The organism is Pseudocolwellia antarctica (assembly GCF_049933045.1).
Lineage (GTDB): Bacteria > Pseudomonadota > Gammaproteobacteria > Enterobacterales > Alteromonadaceae > Pseudocolwellia.
On the sequence record NZ_CP187926.1, the window covers coordinates 2,293,264 to 2,318,425 of the forward strand.

Annotated in this window: 23 protein-coding genes and 3 pseudogenes; 9 read left to right on the forward strand and 17 right to left on the reverse strand. The window is 35.3% G+C overall.

Annotation, left to right across the window (positions count from 1 at the left end):
- Window positions 1–85: 85 nt before the first annotated feature.
- Both ACPUVN_RS09950 and ACPUVN_RS09955 read left to right on the forward strand, forming a co-directional pair.
- On the forward strand, window positions 86–244 hold the full coding sequence (locus tag ACPUVN_RS09950) for a hypothetical protein (RefSeq protein WP_426369018.1): 159 nt from the start codon (window positions 86–88) through the stop codon (window positions 242–244).
- Window positions 219–854, forward strand: a complete 636-nt coding sequence (locus ACPUVN_RS09955; RefSeq protein ID WP_426369019.1) for a hypothetical protein — start codon at window positions 219–221, stop codon at window positions 852–854. The genes ACPUVN_RS09950 and ACPUVN_RS09955 overlap by 26 nt, the downstream gene beginning before the upstream one ends.
- Before the next feature lie 278 nt (window positions 855–1,132).
- Here ACPUVN_RS09955 and tnpA (ACPUVN_RS09960) read toward each other — a convergent pair whose 3' ends face one another.
- Window positions 1,133–1,516, reverse strand: coding sequence for an IS200/IS605 family transposase (gene tnpA, locus ACPUVN_RS09960; protein ID WP_426360555.1), 384 nt, complete (start codon window positions 1,514–1,516; stop codon window positions 1,133–1,135).
- Window positions 1,517–1,847: 331 nt separating this feature from the next.
- Between tnpA (ACPUVN_RS09960) and ACPUVN_RS09965 the strand changes: the two genes are divergently transcribed.
- On the forward strand, window positions 1,848–2,240 hold the full coding sequence (locus ACPUVN_RS09965; RefSeq protein ID WP_426360466.1) for a ribosome recycling factor family protein: 393 nt from the start codon (window positions 1,848–1,850) through the stop codon (window positions 2,238–2,240).
- A gap of 112 nt (window positions 2,241–2,352) precedes the next feature.
- Here ACPUVN_RS09965 and alaS read toward each other — a convergent pair whose 3' ends face one another.
- The 16 genes and pseudogenes from alaS to ACPUVN_RS10045 all read right to left on the reverse strand — a co-directional run bounded on the left by alaS (window position 2,353) and on the right by ACPUVN_RS10045 (window position 18,786).
- Complete coding sequence (gene alaS, locus ACPUVN_RS09970; RefSeq protein WP_426369020.1) at window positions 2,353–4,977, reverse strand: alanine--tRNA ligase; 2,625 nt, start codon at window positions 4,975–4,977, stop codon at window positions 2,353–2,355.
- 52 nt (window positions 4,978–5,029) lie between these two features.
- The gene (locus ACPUVN_RS09975; RefSeq protein ID WP_426360464.1) at window positions 5,030–5,341 is read right to left on the reverse strand and encodes a regulatory protein RecX; all 312 of its coding nucleotides are present in this window, start codon (window positions 5,339–5,341) and stop codon (window positions 5,030–5,032) included.
- Window positions 5,342–5,879: 538 nt separating this feature from the next.
- Entirely contained in the window at window positions 5,880–6,941 is a 1,062-nt protein-coding gene (dinB, locus tag ACPUVN_RS09980) for a DNA polymerase IV (RefSeq protein WP_426360463.1), read from the reverse strand.
- A gap of 200 nt (window positions 6,942–7,141) precedes the next feature.
- Window positions 7,142–7,891: pseudogene (locus ACPUVN_RS09985) on the reverse strand (aldo/keto reductase); the annotation flags it as partial.
- A gap of 32 nt (window positions 7,892–7,923) precedes the next feature.
- Window positions 7,924–8,366 (reverse strand): annotated as a pseudogene (gene tnpA / locus ACPUVN_RS09990) (IS200/IS605 family transposase).
- An 83-nt stretch (window positions 8,367–8,449) separates the two neighbouring features.
- A pseudogene (locus ACPUVN_RS09995) lies at window positions 8,450–8,713 on the reverse strand (aldo/keto reductase); the annotation flags it as partial.
- Window positions 8,714–8,738: 25 nt separating this feature from the next.
- A complete protein-coding gene (gene nqrM / locus ACPUVN_RS10000; RefSeq protein ID WP_426360461.1) occupies window positions 8,739–8,957 on the reverse strand; it encodes a (Na+)-NQR maturation NqrM in 219 nt (72 codons plus the stop codon).
- 173 nt (window positions 8,958–9,130) lie between these two features.
- A complete protein-coding gene (locus ACPUVN_RS10005; RefSeq protein ID WP_426360460.1) occupies window positions 9,131–10,144 on the reverse strand; it encodes an FAD:protein FMN transferase in 1,014 nt (337 codons plus the stop codon).
- A 243-nt stretch (window positions 10,145–10,387) separates the two neighbouring features.
- On the reverse strand, window positions 10,388–11,611 hold the full coding sequence (gene nqrF / locus ACPUVN_RS10010) for an NADH:ubiquinone reductase (Na(+)-transporting) subunit F (protein ID WP_426369021.1): 1,224 nt from the start codon (window positions 11,609–11,611) through the stop codon (window positions 10,388–10,390).
- Window positions 11,612–11,674: 63 nt separating this feature from the next.
- The gene (gene nqrE / locus ACPUVN_RS10015) at window positions 11,675–12,298 is read right to left on the reverse strand and encodes an NADH:ubiquinone reductase (Na(+)-transporting) subunit E (RefSeq protein ID WP_426360458.1); all 624 of its coding nucleotides are present in this window, start codon (window positions 12,296–12,298) and stop codon (window positions 11,675–11,677) included.
- Between the two features lie 5 nt (window positions 12,299–12,303).
- The gene (locus ACPUVN_RS10020; protein WP_426360457.1) at window positions 12,304–12,927 is read right to left on the reverse strand and encodes an NADH:ubiquinone reductase (Na(+)-transporting) subunit D; all 624 of its coding nucleotides are present in this window, start codon (window positions 12,925–12,927) and stop codon (window positions 12,304–12,306) included.
- The gene (locus tag ACPUVN_RS10025) at window positions 12,927–13,745 is read right to left on the reverse strand and encodes a Na(+)-translocating NADH-quinone reductase subunit C (protein WP_426360456.1); all 819 of its coding nucleotides are present in this window, start codon (window positions 13,743–13,745) and stop codon (window positions 12,927–12,929) included. The genes ACPUVN_RS10020 and ACPUVN_RS10025 overlap by 1 nt, the downstream gene beginning before the upstream one ends.
- A complete protein-coding gene (locus ACPUVN_RS10030; RefSeq protein ID WP_426360455.1) occupies window positions 13,738–14,940 on the reverse strand; it encodes an NADH:ubiquinone reductase (Na(+)-transporting) subunit B in 1,203 nt (400 codons plus the stop codon). Before ACPUVN_RS10030 ends, ACPUVN_RS10025 begins: the two co-directional genes overlap by 8 nt.
- Before the next feature lie 2 nt (window positions 14,941–14,942).
- Window positions 14,943–16,280: a Na(+)-translocating NADH-quinone reductase subunit A gene (locus ACPUVN_RS10035; RefSeq protein ID WP_426369022.1), complete on the reverse strand. Its 1,338-nt coding sequence runs from the start codon at window positions 16,278–16,280 to the stop codon at window positions 14,943–14,945.
- Between the two features lie 337 nt (window positions 16,281–16,617).
- On the reverse strand, window positions 16,618–17,808 hold the full coding sequence (gene fabV / locus ACPUVN_RS10040) for an enoyl-ACP reductase FabV (protein ID WP_426360453.1): 1,191 nt from the start codon (window positions 17,806–17,808) through the stop codon (window positions 16,618–16,620).
- A 657-nt stretch (window positions 17,809–18,465) separates the two neighbouring features.
- Complete coding sequence (locus ACPUVN_RS10045) at window positions 18,466–18,786, reverse strand: BolA/IbaG family iron-sulfur metabolism protein (protein WP_426360452.1); 321 nt, start codon at window positions 18,784–18,786, stop codon at window positions 18,466–18,468.
- Between the two features lie 221 nt (window positions 18,787–19,007).
- Between ACPUVN_RS10045 and ACPUVN_RS10050 the strand changes: the two genes are divergently transcribed.
- The 6 genes from ACPUVN_RS10050 (at window position 19,008) to ACPUVN_RS10075 (ending at window position 25,131) form a co-directional block, all read left to right on the forward strand.
- Window positions 19,008–20,174 carry a methyltransferase gene (locus ACPUVN_RS10050; protein ID WP_426360451.1) on the forward strand — a complete coding sequence of 389 codons (1,167 nt, stop codon included), beginning with the start codon at window positions 19,008–19,010 and terminating at the stop codon, window positions 20,172–20,174.
- The gene (locus ACPUVN_RS10055; RefSeq protein ID WP_426360450.1) at window positions 20,171–20,752 is read left to right on the forward strand and encodes a YajG family lipoprotein; all 582 of its coding nucleotides are present in this window, start codon (window positions 20,171–20,173) and stop codon (window positions 20,750–20,752) included. Before ACPUVN_RS10050 ends, ACPUVN_RS10055 begins: the two co-directional genes overlap by 4 nt.
- A gap of 36 nt (window positions 20,753–20,788) precedes the next feature.
- A complete protein-coding gene (locus ACPUVN_RS10060) occupies window positions 20,789–21,385 on the forward strand; it encodes a peptidylprolyl isomerase (protein WP_426360449.1) in 597 nt (198 codons plus the stop codon).
- Between the two features lie 750 nt (window positions 21,386–22,135).
- Entirely contained in the window at window positions 22,136–22,465 is a 330-nt protein-coding gene (locus ACPUVN_RS10065) for a hypothetical protein (RefSeq protein ID WP_426360448.1), read from the forward strand.
- Between the two features lie 163 nt (window positions 22,466–22,628).
- A complete protein-coding gene (locus ACPUVN_RS10070; RefSeq protein WP_426369023.1) occupies window positions 22,629–24,173 on the forward strand; it encodes an AmpG family muropeptide MFS transporter in 1,545 nt (514 codons plus the stop codon).
- A 793-nt stretch (window positions 24,174–24,966) separates the two neighbouring features.
- A complete protein-coding gene (locus tag ACPUVN_RS10075; RefSeq protein ID WP_426369024.1) occupies window positions 24,967–25,131 on the forward strand; it encodes a hypothetical protein in 165 nt (54 codons plus the stop codon).
- Window positions 25,132–25,162 lie beyond the last annotated feature (31 nt).

Below are 25,162 nucleotides of genomic sequence, written 5' to 3' on the forward strand. Positions count from 1 at the left end.
TATTTAATTTAAAACTATCAAGAGCCCTGCATTTTTTGTAGACTCACAGAGTATCTTTTCATATAAAATCGAGTTGAAGTAAAATATGATTATAATCATCATCGGATTAATAGTTTTATTGGTGATCGGTGTAGTGGTAGTCAATGCCCTGCAACAGCATAAAGCAAAACAAGAGAAAGAAAGACGTGCTAAATCAGCAAAATATAAAGCTATAATTGATGAGTCTGCAGAAGCTCACTCTTAATTTAAGCCACTTACCTGCTAATCCTGTTTTAATTAATATTTTAAATAAAAGAAGCTTAAATGCGGCAAAAGCTATGTTGCAACTTTCTCCTACCGTTAAAGCGATGAAGCAACAAGTTCAAGAACATGAAGCAGCTTTTAAAGAATCAAACAAAGCAGATAATAGCCCAGTAGCGGATGAAAGCTTTGTTCTACCTGATAATGAACAACAACTCGTTAGTATTTTACAAACCATTAAAAAATTACGCGCCATGCTTAAATCAGAGCATTCTAAAGGCACAATAGAAGCGCCAATGTTTAGCCAACAAGATCTTCGTTTAGATGCTATGCAGCTTAAAATTGGCGTTGAAAGTATTATAAGTCGTGGTCAAAAAGCTTATTCAAAAGATATGTTAGGCTCAGCTCGTCAATATTTCGAAAAAGCTTTACAGACATTAACAGCGCATCCACATCAGTCTGAATATACAACAACAAAGCGCACTGAAATAGAAGATAAGCTTGAAGAAATAACAACAGCGCTTAAAGTAACTAATGCACAAGATGCGGCTAAAAAAGCGAAAGATGAAGAAGACGATTTAGATATGTTATTTCAACCGAAAAAGAAATGGTAATACACCAATAGCACAACTTAGCCAGCGACTAAGCTGGCTTTTTTGTATTTAGTTTTCCATAAACCCATTAATACCAAACGGATTAATTTATTGCTCACTTAGCGAGAATTTAAAAGCTTAGAGGCAAGGCATTGATTGAAGAGAATGGTTATTCCCTTGTCAAAATCAATAACGCGGCATATGAGCCTATAAAATTCTCGGCCGCAAGCGACCGAGTTTCAAAACAAGTTCAGTTGATCGCTATTAATTTCTTTACCATCTAATTCGATTAACTGTTCTTAAACATATTTCCTGATAACTTCTTCTGTTGCGTTACCAATCGTTTCAACAAAAAAGCTTTGTGTCCATAATTTATCGCCCCAGAAATACTGCTTTTTAATTTCAGGATAAATTCTAAAAAACTCACGAGCAGTTATACTTTTAATTATTTGCATAACATCGCTTGGCGACTGTTTAGGGATCCCTCTAATAACCATATGAATATGGTCACTCGGAATTTCTAACTCTACGATATCAATATCGTAGTCATATCCTACTTTTTGAATAATTGCTTTCATTGTTGAACGATAAGGTTCAATGAAGACTTTGTGTCGATACTTTGGTATCCACACAAAGTGGTACATTAATCTAAAGACATGATGTGTATTTCTTTGAAGTTCCATATGAAGAATAGCATTTACTGGTGTCCCCCCAGTATACACTATCCAGCACGGGGGCAAGCCCCCGAGATTTACGCTTCGCTAGTTAAATTCTCGCCCTTCGGGAGCTCATTAGCAAACTGATAACATCACAAAATTAAAAAAATATAGAATAACTATGTTTAATCAATTTTGCTTGTTCTAAGCTTGCTAATGTAGCTCTAAGTTGCTCAATAAATTAATCCGTTTGGTATAATTCCGCCTTCAAAAATTTCATTCCTAATAAGATCTTAGTTAAAAATAAAAACACGTCGATAGACTTAAATTAAATGCTTAAGTACGATAAGCTTATTATGTGTTTACACCATCGAAGACCTTTGTTGTGCCTAAGTTATTTGAAATAACCCTACCCTCATTTTTACGAAGAGTACTTAAAGCTTATGCGTTAAAAGCAGAGATAAGAGCTATAGGCTGTTCGCTTGCGCGTAAAGGAAGATCAAGAAATTGGATACTTTCAGCTAGCTTTGAACAATTAGAGCAGGTTGTTGCCTTTGTACATGAGTCTGAAGAACCTTCATGGCAATGGGTAGCCAAATACATAAGCGAGCAAAAGAAAAACCTAAGCCACCATGAGCTCGTTAATATCGCAACAAAGCAACCAGGAATATCAATCAACCAGTTAATGGCTAAAACTGACTGTACTATCGCTGAAGCACGATTAGTGATTGATGAACTGGAATACTTATAAACAAAAATTAAGTGAACTCTGTTACAGATTACATAACTTAAGTTAACTTAACTTCAGACAATAAAAAACCAGCTAAATTAGCTGGTTTTTTTATTAGTAAGTAAAACCCAAATTAAGCTAACTTTTCTTCTAACCAAGGTTTAACGGTTTCAAGTGCCGCTACAAGGTTTTCTGGTTGACTACCACCCGCTTGCGCCATATCTGGACGTCCGCCACCTTTACCGCCAACTTGTTGAGCAACGACATTCACTAACTCGCCTGCTTTAACAGAACCTGTTAAGTCTTTCGTTACACCAGCAATTAAGCTTACTTTATCGTCATTAGCTGTTGCTAAGAAAATAATAGCTGAACCCATTTTGTTTTTAAGGTCATCTACCATGCCACGTAAAGATTTAGCTTCGGCATTTTCAAGATTAGCAATCAGTACTTTAATACCGTTAATTTCAACTGCCTGACTAACGAGATCAGAACCTGCTAAGGCGGCTAACTTTTGCTTTAATTGAGCAATTTCTTTTTCAAGAACTTTACTCTTGCCAATTAACTGCTCTACTTTGCTCGCCGCACTGTTTACATCAGATTTAACCATAGTGGCAATTTGTGTAAGTGAGCCTGCTTGTTCATCAATAAAGCTTAAAGCACCGTTTCCTGTATAAGCTTCAATGCGTCGAACACCTGCAGCTATACCTGACTCAGAGGCAATTTTAAATAATCCAATATCACCTGTTTGATTGATATGAACACCACCACATAACTCAGTAGAAAAACCACCTAAAGTAACAACACGAACTTCTTCATCGTACTTCTCACCAAACAATGCCATAGCACCTTTTTCTTTGGCTTTTTCGATGTTCATTAATTCTGTATTACGTTGATGGTTAGCACGAATTTCGTCATTTACCATACGTTCAACAGTATGTAATTCTTCAGCAGTTACCGCTTCAAAATGAGAGAAATCGAAACGTAATTTCTCTGCATCACATAAAGAACCTTTTTGCGTAACATGATCACCCAAAACAGTACGTAAAGCAGCATGAAGTAAATGAGTCGCTGTATGGTTTTTAATGATATCTTGACGATTCACTAAATCAATTTCAGCTTCTACTTTTTCATTTAAGCTAATATCGCTTTGTGCAATACCGTGATGTGCAAAAGCATTGCCTAACTTAACCGTATCTTTAACTTCAAATACGCCTGAAGCTGAACGAAGAACACCTGTATCACCAACTTGTCCACCAGACTCTGCATAAAATGGCGTTTGGTCTAAAACAACAACACCTTTATCACCTGCTTTAAGGTTTTGAACTGATTCCCCATTCAAAAATAATTCAACAACCGTTGATGTTAGTGCATGTTGAGTGTATCCAACAAATTCACTTACCTTTTCCGACTTTAACTGTTGGTTGTAATCAGTACCGAATTGACTTGCTTGCTGAGCTCTTTCACGTTGACGTTTCATCGCTAGATCGAAACCGTCTTGGTCAATTGTTAAGTCACGTTCACGTGCAATATCTGCCGTTAAGTCAGCTGGGAAACCGTAAGTATCGTAAAGCTTGAATACATCTTCACCTGAAATCACGTCACCTTTCATTTCAGATAACATGTTATCAAGTAATGCTATACCTCTATCTAAGGTACGCCCGAATTGCTCTTCTTCGATACGTAGTAATCTTTCAATTGTGGCTTGTTGATCAATAAGCTCTGGGTATGCATCACCCATTTGCTTAGCTAATGAAGCTACAATTTTATAAAAGAACTCAGTTTTAGCTTCTAATTTATTACCATGGCGAACAGCACGGCGAATAATACGTCGAAGAACATAACCACGACCTTCATTTGACGGGATAACACCATCAATAATAAGGAAGCTACAAGAACGAATATGATCAGCAATTACACGTAAAGATTTGTGCTCTAAGTCTTTACAATCTAAAAGGCTAGCAACATCTGAAATTAGGTTTTGGAAAATATCAATTTCGTAGTTACTGTGTACACCTTGTAAAATAGCAGCAATACGCTCTAAGCCCATACCTGTATCAACTGATGGTTTAGGAAGTAAATCCATATCACCATTAGCTTGACGGTTATATTGCATGAAAACGATGTTCCAAATTTCAATAAATCTGTCGCCGTCTTCATCAGGAGAACCAGGAGGTCCACCAAAAATATCTTCGCCGTGATCATAGAATATTTCAGAACAAGGACCACATGGACCTGTATCACCCATTGACCAAAAGTTATCAGATTCGTATTTTTTATCTGGAGATTTATCACCTATACGAATAATTTTATCGACAGGTACACCAATTTTTTCAGCCCAAAAGTTAAATGCTTCATCATCATCTGCATATACAGTGACTAATAATTTATCTTTAGGAAGTTGTAATACTTCAGTAAGAAATTCCCATGCATATTGAATAGCTTCAATTTTAAAGTAATCACCAAAACTGAAGTTACCTAGCATTTCGAAGAATGTATGATGGCGAGCTGTGTAGCCAACATTTTCTAAATCGTTATGTTTACCACCCGCTCGAACACAACGCTGTGAAGAAGTAGCACGTGTGTAACTACGTTGCTCAGTTCCTAAAAATACATCTTTAAATGGCACCATACCCGCATTGGTAAAAAGTAATGTTGCGTCATTACCAGGAATTAATGAGCTACTAGGTACAATTTGATGTTGCTTAGATTCGTAAAAACCTAAAAATGCTTGACGTAATTCAGCACTCGTTTTAATCATGGGAAAATCCAATTCGTTAACATTTAATTATTTATTTTCGACTTTTGCGTAATTACAAAATGGAGAAAATTTCATCGGAGGCAAAGCCTCTACTCTGTAAAAATCGTGCACGCTTTGCTTTATCTTTTTGATCAATAACAGCTGCTGTACCAAAGCGTTTATTATACGCGAGCTGGGCTTGAAGATACCAATCAATTTGCTGATTATTATTTAATTGAGAGATTATAGATGTACTTATACCAAACCCTCTGTTTACGCGTGTTCTAAATACGCTTTCAGCGAAGCGTTCATTACTTAAATAGTCTTCATCGATAAGAAAATCTATAACAGGATTTATCTCTTCAAGTTCACACTTTCTTAGCAATATTTTTGCGTTAGCTCTTTATCAGAATGCTCTCATCTTGAGAGTAAACCAATAGCTAAATGTACAATGCTTTTATTCAAGTAGCTAAACCTTTTCTCTCGTCATACTAATCGATAACTATATTGATGCCTACACTGAGTAATGTCATAAGTTAACACAGTTAAAATCATAAATGGTCTAAATAATTTAACTAAATTAATGGGATAGAAACCTAAGCAACATTAATTTTCAAATGGCGTTATACAAGTCGTAAGCTAGAAATATGATACTCATTGATATCAGCTTATTTTACTCATTATTGAGTGCAATTAAACCAGTTATGTCATTATTTTTACTAAAAAAGGTGATTCAATCTAGTTAACCTCTGCTCGGGTTAAGCTATTTTCATTTCTCTTAATCTGAAAACTAAGGTCTAATATAAATCAATGGGTTATCAAACCCATCAATCTGAAGTGACGTTAATTATATTTGAGTAAAGTTTTGAATAACAAGGGTAACGACGCAGTAATACTGAAAAACCTCCCTTGTACCGTTAAACCTACAAGCCAAGTTCAAATTGATGATGTTCATCAGGCTCGTCTGAAAGACCAATATGAACACCTAACAAGCGCACAGACTTACCCTCACCTCGCGCTAATGCCTCATGTAAAAGTTCATTAAATACTTGCTCATCAAAACTATGATATTTAAATTCTTTTGTGGTTTGTTGGAAGTCATTAAACTTAACTTTAACGCCTAATTTACTTATGGTGCGTGTTTTTAAATAAGACGCTGAACGTTTTTTTAATTCTGGAATTAAGTTATCTACCATGTAGTTGTTCATTTCTTCTGAGGAATGAAAATCTTGCGCAAAGGTTCTTTCAACACCTACAGATTTACGTACCCGACTCGTAACCACTTCACGGTTATCTATACCCTGGCATTTATCCCATAAAGAGATGCCCAACTTACCGAATTTATGTATAAGTTCAGATTTGTCATGAGCAATAACATCTCGACCATACTCTAAACCATGAGCTTTAAGTTTTTCGAAGGTGACTTTACCGACGCCAGGTATTTTACTTAATGACATTTTTTCAACGAAAGCACCTACTTGATCTGGCGTGATAACACATTGCCCGTTAGGTTTGTTTTCATCACTGGCTATTTTTGCTAGAAACTTATTTGGAGCTATGCCTGCAGAGGCTGTGAGATTAAGTTCATCAAATATTTCTTGCCTGATTTGATCTGCAATAAGTGTAGCGCTACCTTTGAACAGTGTGCATTCGGTAACATCTAAAAAGGCTTCATCTAAAGATAAAGGTTCAATTAAGTGAGTATATTTTTCGAAGATGGCTCTAATTTTAACTGATATTTGTTTATAAACATCCATTCGACCAGGTACCACGATAAGGTCAGGACACTTTTGTAAGGCTATTGATGTTGCCATTGCTGAACCTACACCGTACTCCCGTGCAATATAGTTACAAGTAGAAAGAACGCCACGTCGATCTGATTTACCACCAACAGCTACTGGTTTATTAGCTAATGTAGGATTATCCCTAATTTCAACAGATACAAAAAATGCGTCCATATCGATGTGAATAAATTTTTTAACCATGAGAAGCCCGAACACTGTATATTAAACCAGTTTAAGTTAATTCTCTTGAATGTTCAATCAAGGAAGTCATTGATGTGATGTATTTTTAAAGAGGAATAGAGTTATAAATGGATATGACTTAGTTATTGAGCTTTATTAACTACTTGTAAATAAGTGAATAGATAAACAAGCTATCAACTTAAGGGTTTACTCAATAAACGTTAGCTATTTGAAATAGCATTAATTTGAGTTAACTCGTCTTCACTAAAGCTTAAGTTATTTAATGCTTTTACAGAATCAAGAATTTGCTCTTTCTTACTCGCCCCAATTAAGCAGGTTGTTACGGCTTTATTATTTAAAGTCCACGCTATCGCCATTTGAGCTAATGTTTGCTCTCGGCTTTTCGCTAGATCATTCAGCTGAGCTATTTTTTCCATTTTGCTTGCAGTTATATCGCTATCATTAAGATAAATAAGCTCAGGTCTTGAAGCTCTAGAGCCTTCTGGGATCCCTTGTAAGTATTTATCGGTTAATAAGCCTTGAGCTAAAGGTGAAAACACAATAGATCCGACACCTTCATTTAGCAATACATCGGTTAAACTATCTTCAATCCAACGATCAAAAATATTATAACGCGGCTGATGAATAAGTAATGGTGTACCTAAATCATCTAATATTTTAATAGCTTTAGCCGTTTGTTCAGGTTGGTAATTTGAAAGTCCTACGTACAAGGCTTTACCCGATCTAACTAAGTAGTCGAGTGCTTGCATGGTTTCTTCAAGAGGAGTTTCTTGATCCATACAGTGATGATAAAAAATATCAAAATATTCTAAACCTGTACGCTGTAAACTTTGGTCGCAACTTGAAATCAGATATTTTCTTGAACCACCAACACCATAAGGACCTGGCCACATATCGTAGCCAGCTTTACTGGATATGATCAGTTCGTCTCTGTAGGAGTGAAGGTACTGTTATAAAATTCTCGGCCGCAAGCGACCGAGTTTCAAAACAAGTTCAGTTGATCGCTATTAATTTCTTTACCATCTAATTCGATTAACTGTTCTTGAACATATTTCCTGATAACTTCTTCTGTTGCGTTACCAATCGTTTCAACAAAAAAGCTTTGTGTCCATAATTTACCGCCCCAGAAATACTGCTTTTTAATTTCAGGATAACTTCTAAAAAACTCACGAGCAGTTATACTTTTAATTATTTGCATAACATCGCTTGGCGACTGTTTAGGGATCCCTCTAATAACCATATGAATATGGTCACTCGGAATTTCTAACTCTACGATATCAATATCGTAGTCATATCCTACTTTTGAATAATTGCTTTCATTGTTGAACGATAAGGTTCAATGAAGACTTTGTGTCGATACTTTGGTATCCACACAAAGTGGTACATTAATCTAAAGACATGATGTGTATTTCTTTGAAGTTCCATATGAAGAATAGCATTTACTGGGGTCCCCCCAGTATACACTATCCAGCACGGGGGCAAGCCCCCGAGATTTACGCTTCGCTAGTTAAAACGTTACCAAAAGTCGATTCGGCAGAACCGTAAGGTGGTCCATAGTTATTCGCTAAATCGAAATGTGTAATACCTGCATCAAATGCAGTAAATAAAAGCTCTTGTGCGTTTGATAAAGAGTCAACCGCACCAAAGTTTTGCCATAAACCTAATGATAATTTCGATAATAACAATCCGCTATTTCCACAGCGACTATATTGCATATTTTCGTATCGAGTATTATCCGCTGTATAACGGATATTAGGTTCATGAGTGATCATCGAAAAGCCTACTTATTTTATAAAACTAGATGTTTTTGATATCGATAGTATTTTCTTTGTTTGCTGCAGCTTCACGTGCCATTCTTTTTTCGCACGGATTTTCACAGTCACAAGCTTTTTCAATACCCATTGATGATAAACCACCACAAGAGCCCGCTAAGGTTTTATTTTGAAATATATAACCAACAGCCATTGCTGCAACTACTACAAGAAAAAAACCAAATGTAATTAAAAAGGTACCCATAATATAGCCTTAATATTTGTTAAAATATAAAATTTTATAACGCTACTTTAGCGTTTGTTGTCACTTTGATATAGACCGAGAATAACTGTATAAAATTCTCAATTTAGTTGCTAATTTTTCTGTATCTGCTCAAAACTACTAATGACATTTCTATCATAGTGGTTGAGCTTAAATTATTTCAGATATTGACTGAATTTTACCGTGCTTTGTTCAACAAAGCCATTATCAGACTTACTAATAAAGTAAGCAGCTAAGTCATTGTCTTGCGCAAACTTAAGGGCTTTCTCTTCACCCATTACCATCATAGCCGTAGATAAACCGTCGGCAGTCATTGATGAAGGATGGATAACCGTAACAGACACTAATCTATGATTAATAGGTTTACCTGTTTCAGGATCGATTATATGAGAGAAACGTTGACCATTAGATTCAAAGTAAATTCTGTAATCTCCTGACGTTGCTACAGCATTATCTTTTGGAACAATTACTTGTTGAACAACTCTTTCGTTACTTATCGGTTTTTCGATAGCAACATGCCATAACTCACCAGTATCTTTAAAACCTTTTAAGCGCATCTCACCACCAATTTCAACTAAGTAGTTTTGAATACCTTGGTTTTCTATAAGTTCGGCAATAAGATCTACACCGTAACCTTTAGCGATAGTCGACAAGTCGATATAAAGCTCATCAATATTTTTACTTAACTGATTACCGTTTAAGGTGATATTTTCAATACCAACTTTAGTTCTGGTTTGTTGCAGCAGTTCATCTGAAGGCACATTTTCAAGATGATACTCAGGTCCAAATCCCCACAAATTAACTAAAGGTCCAATAGTTACATCTAAACTACCTTCGCTAAGATTTCCTAATCTGATAGCTTCTTGAATAACGCGAGTTAAACCTTTAGATAAAGTTACAGGCTCTGACGAACGTAATTGATTAAAGCGTGATAGTTCTGAATCCTTAATATAAGTCGACATCTCTTGGTTCAGATTAACCAAAGCAATATCGATATCTTTTTGTAGAGACTCAGTATCAATTGAATTATTTTCTACAATAACTTTAATATTGTAGGTAGTTCCCATAGTTTTACCTTGCAGTAAAACTTCTTGTTTATCTAAATTTTTACTTGGGAAACATCCCGTCAGTAATGTTAACAATGCTGCTATTAAAATTAAGTTTTTCATACAACTTCCAAAAATTATTATTTATGTAAATACACTGAACAGATAGTTTTAAAAATAAAGTATTCTTATATAAATAATAAAAGACGACCTAAGTCGTCTTTTGTAATATTCAAACTTCTAATGAATTTTAAAGTGTTAGCGTCGATTGATGACGTTAGTGCTAGGAGTGAGCGCGCAGCCTAGTTTACTAGGTGAGCACTCACGACAACGCAATTACGTTATCAAGCAAGCTAAAACTTAAAATTAGCCACCGAAGTCATCTAACATGATGTTTTCGTCTTCTACGCCTAAGTCTTTAAGCATATGAATAACCGCAGCATTCATCATTGGAGGACCACACATGTAGTACTCACAATCTTCTGGCGCTTCGTGTTCTTTCAAGTATTGCTCATGTAGTACATTATGAATAAAACCTGTTAAACCATCCCAGTTATCTTCTGGCTGTGGGTCTGAAAGTGCTACATGCCATTCGAAGTTACTATTCTCAGCCGCTAAGCCGTTATAGTCATCTTCGTAGAACATTTCACGCTTTGAACGAGCACCATACCAGAACGACATTTTACGCTTAGAGTTTAAACGTTTAAGTTGATCGAATATGTGTGAACGCATTGGCGCCATACCAGCACCACCACCAATAAATACCATTTCATTATCAGTTTCTTTAGCGAAAAACTCACCAAATGGACCTGAAATAGTTACTTTATCACCAGCTTTCAAGCTAAAGATATAAGACGACATTTTACCTGCTGGTAAGTGTAGTCTTCCTGGAGGAGGCGTAGCAATACGCACGTTAAGCATGATAATGCCTTCTTCTTCAGGGTAATTAGCCATTGAATATGCACGTAATGTTGGTTCATCAACTTTTGATTCAACATCAAAAAAGCCGAAATGATTCCAATCACCACGATATTGATCATCAATATCAAAATCGCTGTATTTTACGTGATGCGATGGCGCTTCAATTTGAATATAACCACCCGCTTTAAAAGGTACAGACTCACCATTTGGTATTTGTAGCTTAAGCTCTTTAATGAAAGTTGCTTTGTTATCGTTAGAGATAACTTCACATTCCCATTGTTGAACACCGAAAATTTCATCTTCAACTTCGATATTCATGTCTTGTTTAACTGCCACTTGACAAGCTAAACGACAACCAGCTTTTGCTTCGCGTTTGGTAATATGACCTTCTTCTGTAGGAAGAATATCGCCACCACCAGAATGCACTTCAACACGACATTGGCCACAAGTACCGCCACCGCCACATGCTGATGGTATAAAAATACCTTGGTCAGCTAATGCACCTAATAATTTGCCACCCGCAGCAGTTGTTACTGCTTTTGCTGGATCGCCATTTATACTGATAGTCACATCACCTTCTGCAACTAACTTCGATTTAGCAAATAAGATTACTAGAACCAAAGCTATAACGATCGCAGTGAACATGCCTACGCCGAGAATGATTTCCATCGACTTTTCCTTATACTTTTCTAGGGGAATACAAGTTACAACTCGTATTCCTTGTTAATCTTATTATAACGAAATACCACCGAAAGAAAGAAAGCCAAATGCCATCAATCCTGCAGTAATAAACGTAATACCCAAACCTTTAAGGCCATCTGGAACGTCAGAATATTTCATCTTTTCGCGAATACCAGCAAGCAATACAATAGCTAATGCCCAACCGATACCAGAGCCAATACCATAAACAACAGATTCACCTAGCGTTAAGTTTTTAGATACCATAAATGATACCGCACCAAAAATCGCACAGTTAACTGTAATTAACGGTAAGAAAATACCTAATGCTTGGTATAACGCTGGGAAGTATTTATCTAACACCATTTCAAGGATCTGAACTAATGCAGCGATAACACCGATAAACGTTATAAATGATAAGAAACTTAAATCAATTGTTTCTTTAGGGTCTGTAATACCCATCATTGAATCTAATGCACCAGGCGCTAATATTGCTTGGTAGATTATTTGGTTAGCTGGAACCGCAATACCAAGTACTACGATAACTGCTACACCTAACCCCATAGCGGTACTTACTTTCTTAGACACAGCTAAGAACGTACACATACCTAAGAAAAAGCTTAAAGCGATGTTTTCAATGAAAATCGTTTTAACTAATAAACTAATATAATGTTCCATGAGTTCTAATCCTTCTCAACTTGTTCTGGTTTCCATTGGCGAATTGCCCAAATTAGAAAACCAATAAGGAAGAATGAGCTAAATGGTAATACTAATAAGCCATTTGCTTGATACCAACCACCATTTTGAATCAATGGTAAGATTTCGATACCAAATATTGTTCCGAATCCAAATAATTCACGAACAAATGCAACACTCATTAGAATAAAACCATAACCTAGACCATTACCGATACCATCCATGAAACTAACACCTGGCTTTTCTTTCATAGCAAAAGCTTCAGCACGGCCCATTACGATACAGTTAGTAATAATTAAGCCAACAAATACCGAAAGTTCTTTAGATAATTGATATGAAAAGGCTTTAAGTACTTGGTCAACTACAATTACTAACGACGCGATAATTGCCATTTGCACAATAATACGCACACTTGATGGTATTTGATTACGAATAATCGAAATAAACAAGTTAGAAAATGCCGTTACAACAACAACAGCTAATGTCATTACTAATGCATTTGCCATTGAGCTTGTTACCGCTAAAGCAGAACAAATACCAAGTATTTGTAGCGCAATAGGGTTGTTATCAAAAATTGGTTTAGTTAAAACCTTATTTGTTTCTGAAGCCATTAGTTAACACCTCCCTTACCTAACGAAGAGCGATACTTGGTAATGAAAGGTGCATAACCTTCTTCACCAAACCAGAACTGTAATGTACGTGTAACACCATTACTTGTTAAAGTTGCACCAGATAAAGCATCAACACCATGAATGTCGTTAGCTTTTGCGCCGCCTTTAACTAAGTGAACTTTAGCTACACCTTGCTCGTCATAAATCTTCTTACCTGGCCATAATGCTTTCCACTTAGGATTCATTACTTCAGCACCTAAGCCCGGAGTTTCTTTATGATCTGAATAAACAACACTACGTATAGTATTTAAGTCAGACTCTAAACCAACATAACCGTACATTAGATCCCATAAACCAGAACCAACGATAGGAAGAACAACAGTATTTACTGAACCTGCTTCGTTACGTACTAAGTAAACAACCGCGTCATTTGAACGACGGTTGATACCTGCTATATCATTCTCAGGCTTTTCAGATTTACTTGCATCACGTGAATTACGACGTTCATCAAATAATACTGGGTTACCTTCAATAAATTCACCTGAATCCAGATCAATCATTTTAGCGTCAACATATTTGTTGAATGTAGCAACGATACTTTTAGATTCAGTACCTTCAGCTTTAATATTTTCTACTGTTAAAGCAGATTCTAATAAACCTGAGGCTTCTAAAATTTTAGTTTGTTGATCAAGTAACTTGTTCGCAACCTGTAAAGGCTTAAGCTGAACTGCAGAAATAGATACTAATGCAGCACACACTAAACAAACAATTAATACAAAACCAACCGTTTTGATAGGCGTTTCTTTTTTACTAGACATTACGAGCAAGCCTCCTTTTGATATTACCTTGTACAACAAAGTAATCGAATAAAGGTGCAAATAGGTTAGCGAATAAAATTGCTAACATCATGCCTTCTGGGAACGCTGGGTTTACTACACGAACTAGAACAACCATTATGCCAACTAAAGCACCAAACCAGTATTTACCAGTGTTAGTGAAAGAAGCTGAAACAGGGTCTGTCGCCATAAACATCATACCGAAAGCAAAACCACCTACTACAAAGTGCCAGTACCAAGGCATATCAAACATTGCATTAGTATCGCTACCAACAAAGTTAAATAGTAAAGAAGTTACAACCATACCGCCAAACACACCTAATACGATGCGCCATGATGCAATACCTTTATAAAGGATATAAGCACCACCTAATAGAATAGCGAATGTTGATACTTCACCTACAGAACCTGGGATGAAGCCCCAAAATGCATTCCACCAGTCAGCATTCATTGAATACTCAATAAGGCCTTGGTTAGCAGCACTTAATGCCGTAGCACCAGAGTAACCATCAACAGCAACCCAAACAGCATCACCTGAAATTTGAGCAGGATAAGCAAAGAATAAAAACGCACGACCCGCTAATGCAGGGTTTAAGAAGTTTTTACCTGTTCCACCGAATATTTCTTTAGCAACAACAACACCAAAGGTAATACCGATAGCTACTTGCCATAAAGGAATAGAAGCAGGAACAATTAACGCAAATAAGATTGAGCTTACGAAGAAACCTTCGTTAACTTCATGCTTACGTACTGCAGCAAAAAGAACTTCCCAGAAGCCACCAACAATAAATGTTACGGCGTAAATAGGTAAAAAGAACACAGCTCCATAGAGCATCATGCCAAATGTACTTGCATCTGCAGCTAAGCTTCCACCTAACGCTTGAAACAGGCCAACTTGCCATGTATCTGGTAAAGCATAGCCAGCAGCTAATGCTTCAGTTGCTTGGAAACCGATGTTGTACATACCAAAAAACATGGCAGGAAAAACAGCTAACCAAACAGTGATCATGATACGTTTAAGGTCAATACTATCACGTACGTGAGTTTTGCCTTTGTTAACATAACCAGGAGTAAATAAGCCAGTAGCTACAGCTTCGTAAAGCGCAAACCACTTCTCATGTTTACCGCCTTTTTCAAAATGCGGCTCTATATCTTCAATAAACTTTTTGACACCCATGACTAACCTTCCTTCTCAATTATGGTTAGGCAATCACGAAGTAGAACGCCGTAATCTGTTTTGCCTGGACAAACAAACGTACAAAGCGCTAAATCTTCTTCATCTAGCTCTAAAGCACCAAGTTGTTGTGCACTGTCGGTATCACCAGCAGCTAAATCACGTAACAACAAAGTTGGTAAAATATCTAAAGGCATTACACGCTCATAGTTTCCGATTGGAACCATTGCACGAGAACTTCCGTTAGTCGTAGTCGTCATGTTGAATAATTTCTTCGGGAAGAAATGAGACAAATAAGCACGAGTTACAGAGAATTTATTTGCACCTGGGTACATGTAACCAATAAATTCTTTTTCACGACCTTCTAAAATTAAAGAAAGTTGTACGTGGTAACGACCTAAATAACCATGAACACCTTTAGCGGTTGAACCTGATAATAACGAGCCTGAAACAACACGTAATTCACCAGTTTCTAATTCACCGTCTGTTAATTCTGACGTTGAAGCACCTAAGATAGTTCTCACTAAACGTGGGTTCTTAGCGGCAGGACCTGCTAAAGAAATTACACGAGTAGAATCAAGTTCACCTGTAGAGAATAATTTACCAAAGGCAATTACGTCTTGGTAACCAAGATGCCAAGCAAATTTATCTGCACTTGCAGGTTTTAAGAAGTGTATATGGGTTCCAACAAGGCCAGCTGGGTGCTTACCTGCAAACTCATTTACGTTAACGTTGGCTTCAACAGGAATATTAGCTCCTGGCGCCTTACTAACAAACACTTCACCTTCAGTTAAGCGAGAAAGAACGATCAAGCCCTGCTTAAATGCTTCAGCCTGTTCGTTAATAATAACTTCAGGATCAGCTGCATTTGGGTTGGTATCCATTGCGCTAACAAAAATTGAATTTGGTGTTGAATCAATTGCAGGAACTTTACTATAAGGACGTGTACGTAATGCAGTCCATAACCCTGAATTAACTAGGTTATTAACAACATCTTGACGTTCTATAGTTGATAGTTCGCTTGCAGCGTAGCTTGTAAACGTTTCTTTCTCGTCGCCATCGATTTCGATAACAACAGATTGTAAAACACGTTTTTCACCACGATTGATTTCTTTTACAACACCTGATGCTTGAGCTGTGAACTTAACGCCTGGGTTCTTTTTATCTTCAAAAAGAACCTGGCCTTTTTTGACACGATCTTCCACTTTAACAAACATGGTAGGTCGCATACCCACAAACTCTTCACCTAGTGTCGCAACGGTTTTAATGGCGTTGCCATCATGGATTACCTGTTGGGGCGAACCAACTACAGGAACATCCAGACCTTTTTTTATTGTAATCATAAACACTTGCACTACTTTTGATGGGAGTATCAAAACCAAAACTCTACCTTGCTTAATTCGGTATGCACCTTATTAAGTTAAATGGAGTATGATTTCAGTGTATTTCAGCAAGAAACATAGCAAAACTAGTTTCCACTGGCTTTAGGTTAAAAAATTTCTGGCGCGATTTTAGCACAATCAATATATATCATTCTACGGTCGCTTCTACTTTTCATTATAAATTAGACTAAATAATCATTTTTAGCTCAAAAAATATACGCTTAATTATATTTAAAACCTAAAAAGCCGATATTTTACATATCGGCTTTTTATACTTGTTGTAAAACTTGCTTTAAAATTAATCTAGGTGATTAATTTCTACAACAGGATTTACATCAGCATCGTAATCTACATCTTTTACGCCAAAGCCAAATAATTTTAAGAACTCTTGATGATAACCTTCGTAATCAGTTAATTCATCAATAGTGTCTGTGTCTACTGTGTTCCAAATATCGGTTACACGTTGTTGTACACTATCTTCAAGCTCTTTATAGTTTTGACGTAAGCGCCCTTCTTCATCTAAACGAGGTGTGTCGCTATAGATGTTTTCAACGAATAAGTTTTGAATTTGCTCAATACAACCTTCATAAGTTCCATCCGCTTTCATCACTTTAAACATAGCTGAAATGTATAAAGGCATAATAGGAATGGCTGAACTTGCTTGAGTTACTACAGCATTAAGAGACGTTACGTATGCTTCGCCTTTAATGTTTTGAGTAGAAGCTTTAATTGCTGATGAAGCACGGTCTAAATCTTCTTTCGCTTTACCTATAGTTGCTTTACCGTATATTGGCCAAGTAAGTTCTTTACCAATGTATGTGTATGCTACGGTTTTAAAGCCTTCAGATAAAACACCCGCGTCGTTAAGTGCTTTGATCCAAAGCTCCCAATCAGCTCCGCCCATTACGTCAATCGTACCTTGAATTTCTTCTTCTGATGCAGTTTCAACAGACACAGAATCGATAATACGTTTTGAAGTATTTAAGTTTTTAGTCGTAACACTTTGACCAATAGGTTTAAGTGTTGATGAGTAAACTTCACCTGAGTCAGGATCTGTTCTACGTGGAGAAGCTAAACTGTAAACAATTAGGTCAATTTGGCCTAACTCTTCTTTAATTGTGTTAATTGCTTTGGCTTTTATTTCGTGAGAAAAAGCATCGCCATTGATATTTTTAGACCAAATACCCGCTTCGTCAGCAGCTTTTTGAAAAGCAGCAGTGTTATACCAACCCGCTGAAGCTGTTTTCTTTTCTGTTGGTGGCTTTTCGAAAAAGATACCTAACGTTTTTGCATTGTTACCAAATGCAGCCGTAATTCTTGAGGCAAGTCCGTAACCTGTAGAAGCACCAATAACTAGTACATTTTTTGGTTTAGTCGTAGATTGCTCGTGCTGTTTAACATAAGCAATTTGCTCATTTACATGGGCGTCACAACCAACAGGATGTGCATTAGTACAGATAAAACCACGAATTTTTGGCTTAATAACCATAAAAAAACCTTATATATTATATGTTATCGATTAATGAGCTCGATAATTACTCTTCATTTTATGATGCATAGTTTACTCTGCTGAACAAAATAAGAGGTACGAGCAGTTGGGTAAACCAATAAAAAGATAAATTCACACAGCCTTGATATGAATGAATTCATGACTTGAATTGGCAATTAGGCGAAGTGTAACTAAAAGTGCGACACTTTGCTGATTATATTTATCTATCTTGTAAATATTCTTGTCAGATTAGGTTGTTATAGCCACAAGAAGTTCATAACAGGTTTATTAATCATACCTATTTTAACAAATTGTTTAGCATTTACTCTGGCAATTTTTTTAATTATACCTTTGTAAAGTAGCCACGTTTTAATGTGAGTGTGATTTTATTTGTATTCTTTTGTTTGCAGTAAATCTCGTCATTGTGATCATAACTCAAGTTAGGTAATGCTATTCATTGAATAATGAAAGATAGGTGATAGATCTGATGGAAATCGAAATGTTTTTGAAAAGAATTTTCAGATTATAATGACTTAAGGTTAAAAAATAATAGAACTTCAAACGAGATAAACATAATTATTTCAATTAATCATTATGTTTATCTCGTTTAACGAATGGTTTTTGGGTTGGAAGGTTGAATATAGGACGGGTTACAGGTTAAGCGATCTCTCTATTTATATTGTTTGAGTTCATGAATAAAGGCAGTGATGAGTATTTATATAACCATTCTTTTTCAGTATAAGTATGAAGTGTTAATACTGGAATATTTTCAATTAACTCTTTAGCTAAAATACTATTAATAGCTTGATGCCTTTGCTTTATCCTTAGTCCTTCAAAAAGACTAGAAATAATAACAACATTAAAATGGAACTGTTCCGCACTATGCAAATCAAACAACAAGTCTTCTTTTGTTATATCAATGTGCGACGGAGAAAACGCGTTAATGAGCTTTGTTTCTATTAGAATTTCAATAGCCATATTTTCCCTCGGATAATTTTTACTAACCTGTCATTAAGGTTAGTTCAAAAACCTAAATTAACCATTAAAAAAATGTATAAAATATAAAGTCATTAACTAAATATGTGTTTACCTTAGATAAATAGTTTAATTTTTTATCTTCGAATCAACTAGCGACAATCATGAATTTTTGACACAATAGATACTTCTACTAGTTTAGCCTTTCGTTGTAATTTTTTAATATGATTAGCCCTTTCATCTTTAATAATAAAAACCTTTTTTTAGAACGTTTCCCCCTAGGACAAGTTAACCGAAGCTTGCAAGCCTGGGATGCTGCTGATGAATATATTATTAACTATTTAAACAGCGATTTTGACGATGTAAAACTTAAAGACAAACCTAAAAACATTCTTATTTTTAATGATGCCTTTGGTGCCTTGAGTTGCAACTTGAGTGAGCATAATATTTATTGTGTAAATGACTCTTATATCAGTCAGCAAGGTATAAAGCTCAATGTAGAGAGGAATGAAATTAATGCTGATAATATTACCTACCTCACTAGTACATATGAATTACCTGACGATATAGATTTAGTTCTTTATAAAATCCCTAAAACGAAATCGTTTCTTATTGATCAACTTATCCAAATCAACAATAAGTACACTGAAAGTACCGTTTTCATTGCTGCTGACAGAGCTAAAGAAATTCATAGCTCAACATTAAAACTGTTTGATAAATACTTAGGTATAACCAAAACATCTTTAGCTGTAAAAAAAGCACGTTTGGTGTTCACACAAATTGACAGTAAAGCTCTAACTGAATCACCCTTCCCTACTCTTTGGGATATGCCATCAGTACAAAATAGAGATACAAACTTTACTATTGTTAATTATTCAAATGTTTACTCAAGAGAAAAGCTTGATATTGGTGGGAGATATTTTATTGATAACTTGCCAACTATTCCTGCAGGCTCAACAGTTATAGATTTGGGTTGTGGCAATGGAGTTATTGGTTTATCTATTTTAGATCAACAACCTGATGCACAAGTTAATTTTTATGATGAATCATTCATGGCAATGAAGTCAGCAGAAAATAATATTAAAGCTAACTTTCCTAAATCAGCTGAAAATTGCACCTTTAATGTGAATGATTGTCTTAGTAACGTTGAAAGTAATAGCGTAGATTTTATTTTATGTAATCCACCTTTTCATCAACAAACAGCAACAACTGATCATATAGCTTGGCAAATGTTTAAAGATAGCTATAGAGTATTAAAAAAAGGCGGCGAGTTACGCATTATAGGTAACCGTCAATTAGCGTATCACATAAAGTTACAACGATTATTTGGTAACGAAAGACTGATCGCTAGTAACGATAAATTTGTAACAACGGCGGCAATAAAACGATGAAATTAACATTACTTTTAACACTAAGCTTACTTGGTATGATCAGCGCATGCTCTACAGCGCCAAAACATGTGGTGGTTTCACCTGAACTTATTGGTTATTCAAAAGGCGTATACTTGGATAACAAAATTCAGCTTAATGTTACAGATCAACGCAGCAGTAATTACATTGTGCAAATTCAGCAAGATGATGAACCTGCCAAGTTACTTTCTAGTCAAAACACTTTAACGAATATTATTAAAGAAACGATTAGCCCTGTGTTACGTAAACAAGGTTTAGGTATTGATACTTTTTCGAATGTTTACCTTGATATTATGATTGATAATGCATTGATTAATGTTGAGCAAAGCTTATTTAGCTATACCGCTAAAAACACCATAGCATTAAGAGTATTAGTTAAAAATGGTGACACTGTTTTAACAAAAAACTTTAACATGTCAGGCAGCAGTAATGGCCCATTAAAAGCTGATATAGCGGTGCTAGAGCGAGATTTCAATAACCAACTTGCAGCTACTTTAGTAAGAATAACTAATAGTTTTGAAATTCAAAGCGCAATTAAAGCATCAACTAACACTTTATAGTTTACGTATTTTTAATAAACCAGGCACTTCTTTTTTATGAACAGAAAACTTCTCACATTATTCACCAGCTTAATCATTTTATGCTCAAGCTTCTTACAAGCTGAAGAGATTGAAATAGATCCCTATAACATTTTTCCAAAAGTGAAACTTGAAACTTCAATGGGTAATATTATTGTTGAGCTAGATCGCACCAAGGCACCTATTACCGTTAATAACTTTTTAACTTACGTAGTTAAAGGTGAGTATGACAATACAATTTTTCATCGTGTATTAGCTGACTTTATTGTACAAGGTGGTGGCTATGAGCCAGACTTTACGATGAAAAAAGTCAATAAAAACATCATTAACGAGTCAGGCAGTGGCTTAAAAAATGAAATGGGTACGATAGCTATGGCAAAGGAATCAAAACCTCATACAGCTAATCGACAATTCTTTTTCAATGTTAAAGACAATGCTAATTTAGATCCTGGCCGACGTTGGGGCTATGCCGTATTTGGCAATATCACTGAAGGATTAGAAATATTAGAAGCGATGGCGAAAGTAGAAACGCATTATAGCGGTGAAATGTCTTGGGCTGATGTTCCAGTAAAACCAATCATACTCATCAAAGCAAGCTTATTACCTGCAGATTAAGCTTGTTTCATGACTTAATGAACAAGTTCACATTCTATTACTCACACTCCCTTATTAAAAAAATAACCTCCTTTATGTTGATTAGTACCTAATATTATTTAACCACCACTTAATTATATAAAACTAAGAGTGGTTAAGATCCCTAAAATCACGGTTCACACTCATAAGTCAGCATGGTTATATTTATTTACATAATAAATAACCTCAGCTCGGGATAAGCAAAGTAACTCAATAAGCTATTTTTAAGCCTAACATCGTTGCCTACATAGATGTAGGTACTTAGTTTTTATCTGGAATAAAAAACTGTGTATTTGTTACCAATAGCCCGCTATTGGGAAGAAAAATCCGCCTTGCTAGGCATAAAACTATCAATATTGAGTCATGATATGGCATATGAAGTACTTTTCTGTTTCTTTAATATTTTGATAAATAACCCTTTTTAAGGGTTAGTTGCAACATTCATTATCCCGAGTTGAGGTTAAATAAGTCACTTTATTCCTATGTATTCGTAGACTTAGCTTTAATTTTATACAATATATCCTCAAAAAAAAACATTTCCATACCTAACGGTATGCTACACTTTAAACAAGAATTATTTACATACAGTACTTTTGTTCTATTTTGAGCTATACATATACTTATTGATGTTCCCGATAACAATACGTACTTATTGAAACTTAAAACTATAGTGTCCAAAAAGAAGATACATATAAAAAGCAAACATAACGAAACATTAGATAGAGAATAAAAATGGTAATTGACAAATTTATCGATGAAAAAATATCACAATCCATTTATTACATAAATGCAGTTTTAAATCATGTACTTCATCCTACTGAGTTAGATGAATTCATCTCAAACACGATGGATGAATGGACATTGTTAAAAATACAAGAAGAAGCACCTAGTAACGCTAAAGAAAGAGTATTTTGGCATGTTATTCACGAAGTAAGTCTTCATGGCGCTCATTCACTCAACGATAATTTGTACTTTAAAAGTGAAATCACCACTTGTATCGACTTCTTTAAAGGAACAGGTAGCTACCCTGTAGATTGTATTGGATGGAGACCACTTCCTTAATAGATACTGAAAGTAAAATAAATGATATGTAACAATCCTTATAATTCACTTCTTTCATATCAAACACTCTGATACGCTTCATTTATTAAACATTATTTGAATTTTCTGAATGCCTAGTTCCAACTCTCTTTTTGACACAATCCGCTATTTTAAAGATAAACGCTTGCTTAGTATTTTTTGCTTCGGTATTGCAAGTGGCTTTCCTTGGGTAATGACAGGCTCAGCCATGAGTGGCTGGCTAAAAGATGAAGGCTTGAGTCGTTCAAGTATTGGGTTATTTGGGCTTATTTTTGTTACTTACAGTATCAATTTTTTGTGGTCACCTTTTGTAGATAGAGTAAAACTCCCCTTTCTTACCTCGAAGTTTGGACAACGTCGAAGTTGGATCATGTTCACTCAAATATTTATGGTTATCGCTACTTATCAGTTAAGTCAGGTTAATGTATCGGAGCAACTCAGTTTAGTTGCCCTACTAGGCTTAACCATTGCTTTTTTTGGTTCTAGCCAGGATATTGCCATAGATGCTTACCGAATAGATATTCTGGCTGGTGATCATAACAACTACATGTCTGCGGGCTCAGCTATGGCGACTGCTGGATGGTGGACGGGCTTTGCAGGTTTAGGCAGTATCCCTTTTCTTTTAGTTGATAGTCCTAATTGGGATTGGTCAGATGCATTTTTAGTATTGTCAGTAATTATGGCAATATTAATGGTAACCACCTTCATTGTTAAAGAGCCTACAAATAACAGAGAAGTTGAGCTCGATTTAATTCAAACAAACTACCTAAAAGTGCTACCAAAACAAGGCCGTAAACCTTTATACATTTTACTTTTATTACCTACAATTTTTGGTTCTATCATTTACGCTAATATTGGCTACCCAGCTTGGCCTGAAAACTTTATACCTAATAGCTATAGCTTTACTTTTATTACTCTTTTTATTGTGCTCTTACTGGTTATATTTATTCAACAGTTAGGTCATTTGAACCTCACCATTAGAAATATCAATCCGTTAGATACGCATCAAGTACCTAATGTTATTCATAAAATTACCGCATGGTTACTCACAACGTTAGTTGCGCCTATACAAGAATTTTTTGATAGAAATGGCGTGAAGCTAGCTCTTTCAATATTACTATTCATTTTCTTATTTAAGCTTGGTGAAGCCTATTTAGGACGTATGTCTATTGTGTTTTACCGTGAAGTTGGCTTCTCAAATAGCGATATAGCTTATTATTCTAAAATGCTGAACTGGGCTACCACCATAGTATTCTCACTTATTGGTAGTGTATTCACTATTAGATACGGTATTTTAAAAGGCTTATTTATTGGTGGTATTGCTATGGGCGCAAGTAACCTATTATTTGCAGTTATGGCTTTAGTAGGACCTAATAAAGCATTATTTGCTGCTACTGTATTTGTAGACGGCTTTACATCAGCTTGGGGCTCTGTCGCTTTTGTTGCTTTAATCTCAGTACTTTGTAATAAAACCTTTACCGCAAGCCAATATGCATTAATGGTATCTTTAGGGACATTTGGGCGAGTTATGCTAGGATCTTATTCAGGTATAGTAGTTGATTGGCTTGATGGCAATTGGGCATTGTTCTTTGTGTTAACCGCCGTGATGGTAATTCCTAGTTTAGTATTTTTATATATGATCAGAAAACCGCTTACCGTACTTATTAATAGAAATTCATCTAAATCATAAAGAGAATTTAGATTAAGCACGCTTAATCTTATAATTAAATGAACTTATTTATTAAGACTGTGCTCTGTTATTAATAAACATCTCGTTAATAAACGTCTTCATTTGAATAATACTTACTCGATACTATTCCTTTAAATAAAACGTATTTAGAGGAATTGCAGTGCATAGCACCAACAGTTACGCTATGATATTGATATAACAATTAATTATGAAAACTAACAATGATTAAATTATTTTTTTTACTCCCTATTATTATGTGCCTAATTTGGTGGAGTTATATAAACTCTAAAGGCTATTCAGTTAAAGAAACTTGGAAAGGTTTTGCCTACATCATTGCTTTTAATGCTGTCATTATTTTATTCTTTGTTGTTATGCTATTCCTCACTCATTAACTCTCTGTTATAAAAGTATTATTAACTCCTACTCGATTAATGTTCTCCTACCAAAACACTTTGAAATATATTTAACTTGAACTCTGGATAATGAATTCTGTAAATCATTGATTGATATGATTTAAAAGTAAATATAGATGATTTCACTAAAAAACATCATTTACTTCTCTCCTAATGTTGGGATTTAGCCCGTATAACAAGGCGGTTTTATGTACTAATAGCTGGCTATTAGTAATAAAATCAACGCAGATAGACGGTTAAATAACAATATTAGGCATAATGGCTTATCCAGTTTTCAGGTTATTTAGCTCATTAATGGATATATTTGATTTTACTGCTATATTTTTAACATAACCTTTAAATAAATTTTAATTAAAAAAATCATTTAATTAGGTATGTTAATGAAAAAAGAAGCTAGCGAACAAGTACAAAACATCCCTTTTCCATCTATAGCCGTTACTGAAGAATTTCAGATAATTACCGCGAATGAATTAGCACTAAATTTATTAGATAGAAAAACCCAACCAAAAGATAACAGCTCGCTGTTCGATTCTTTTTTTCTTTAGCAGGCACAAATAAGTCACAACAAGACATTAT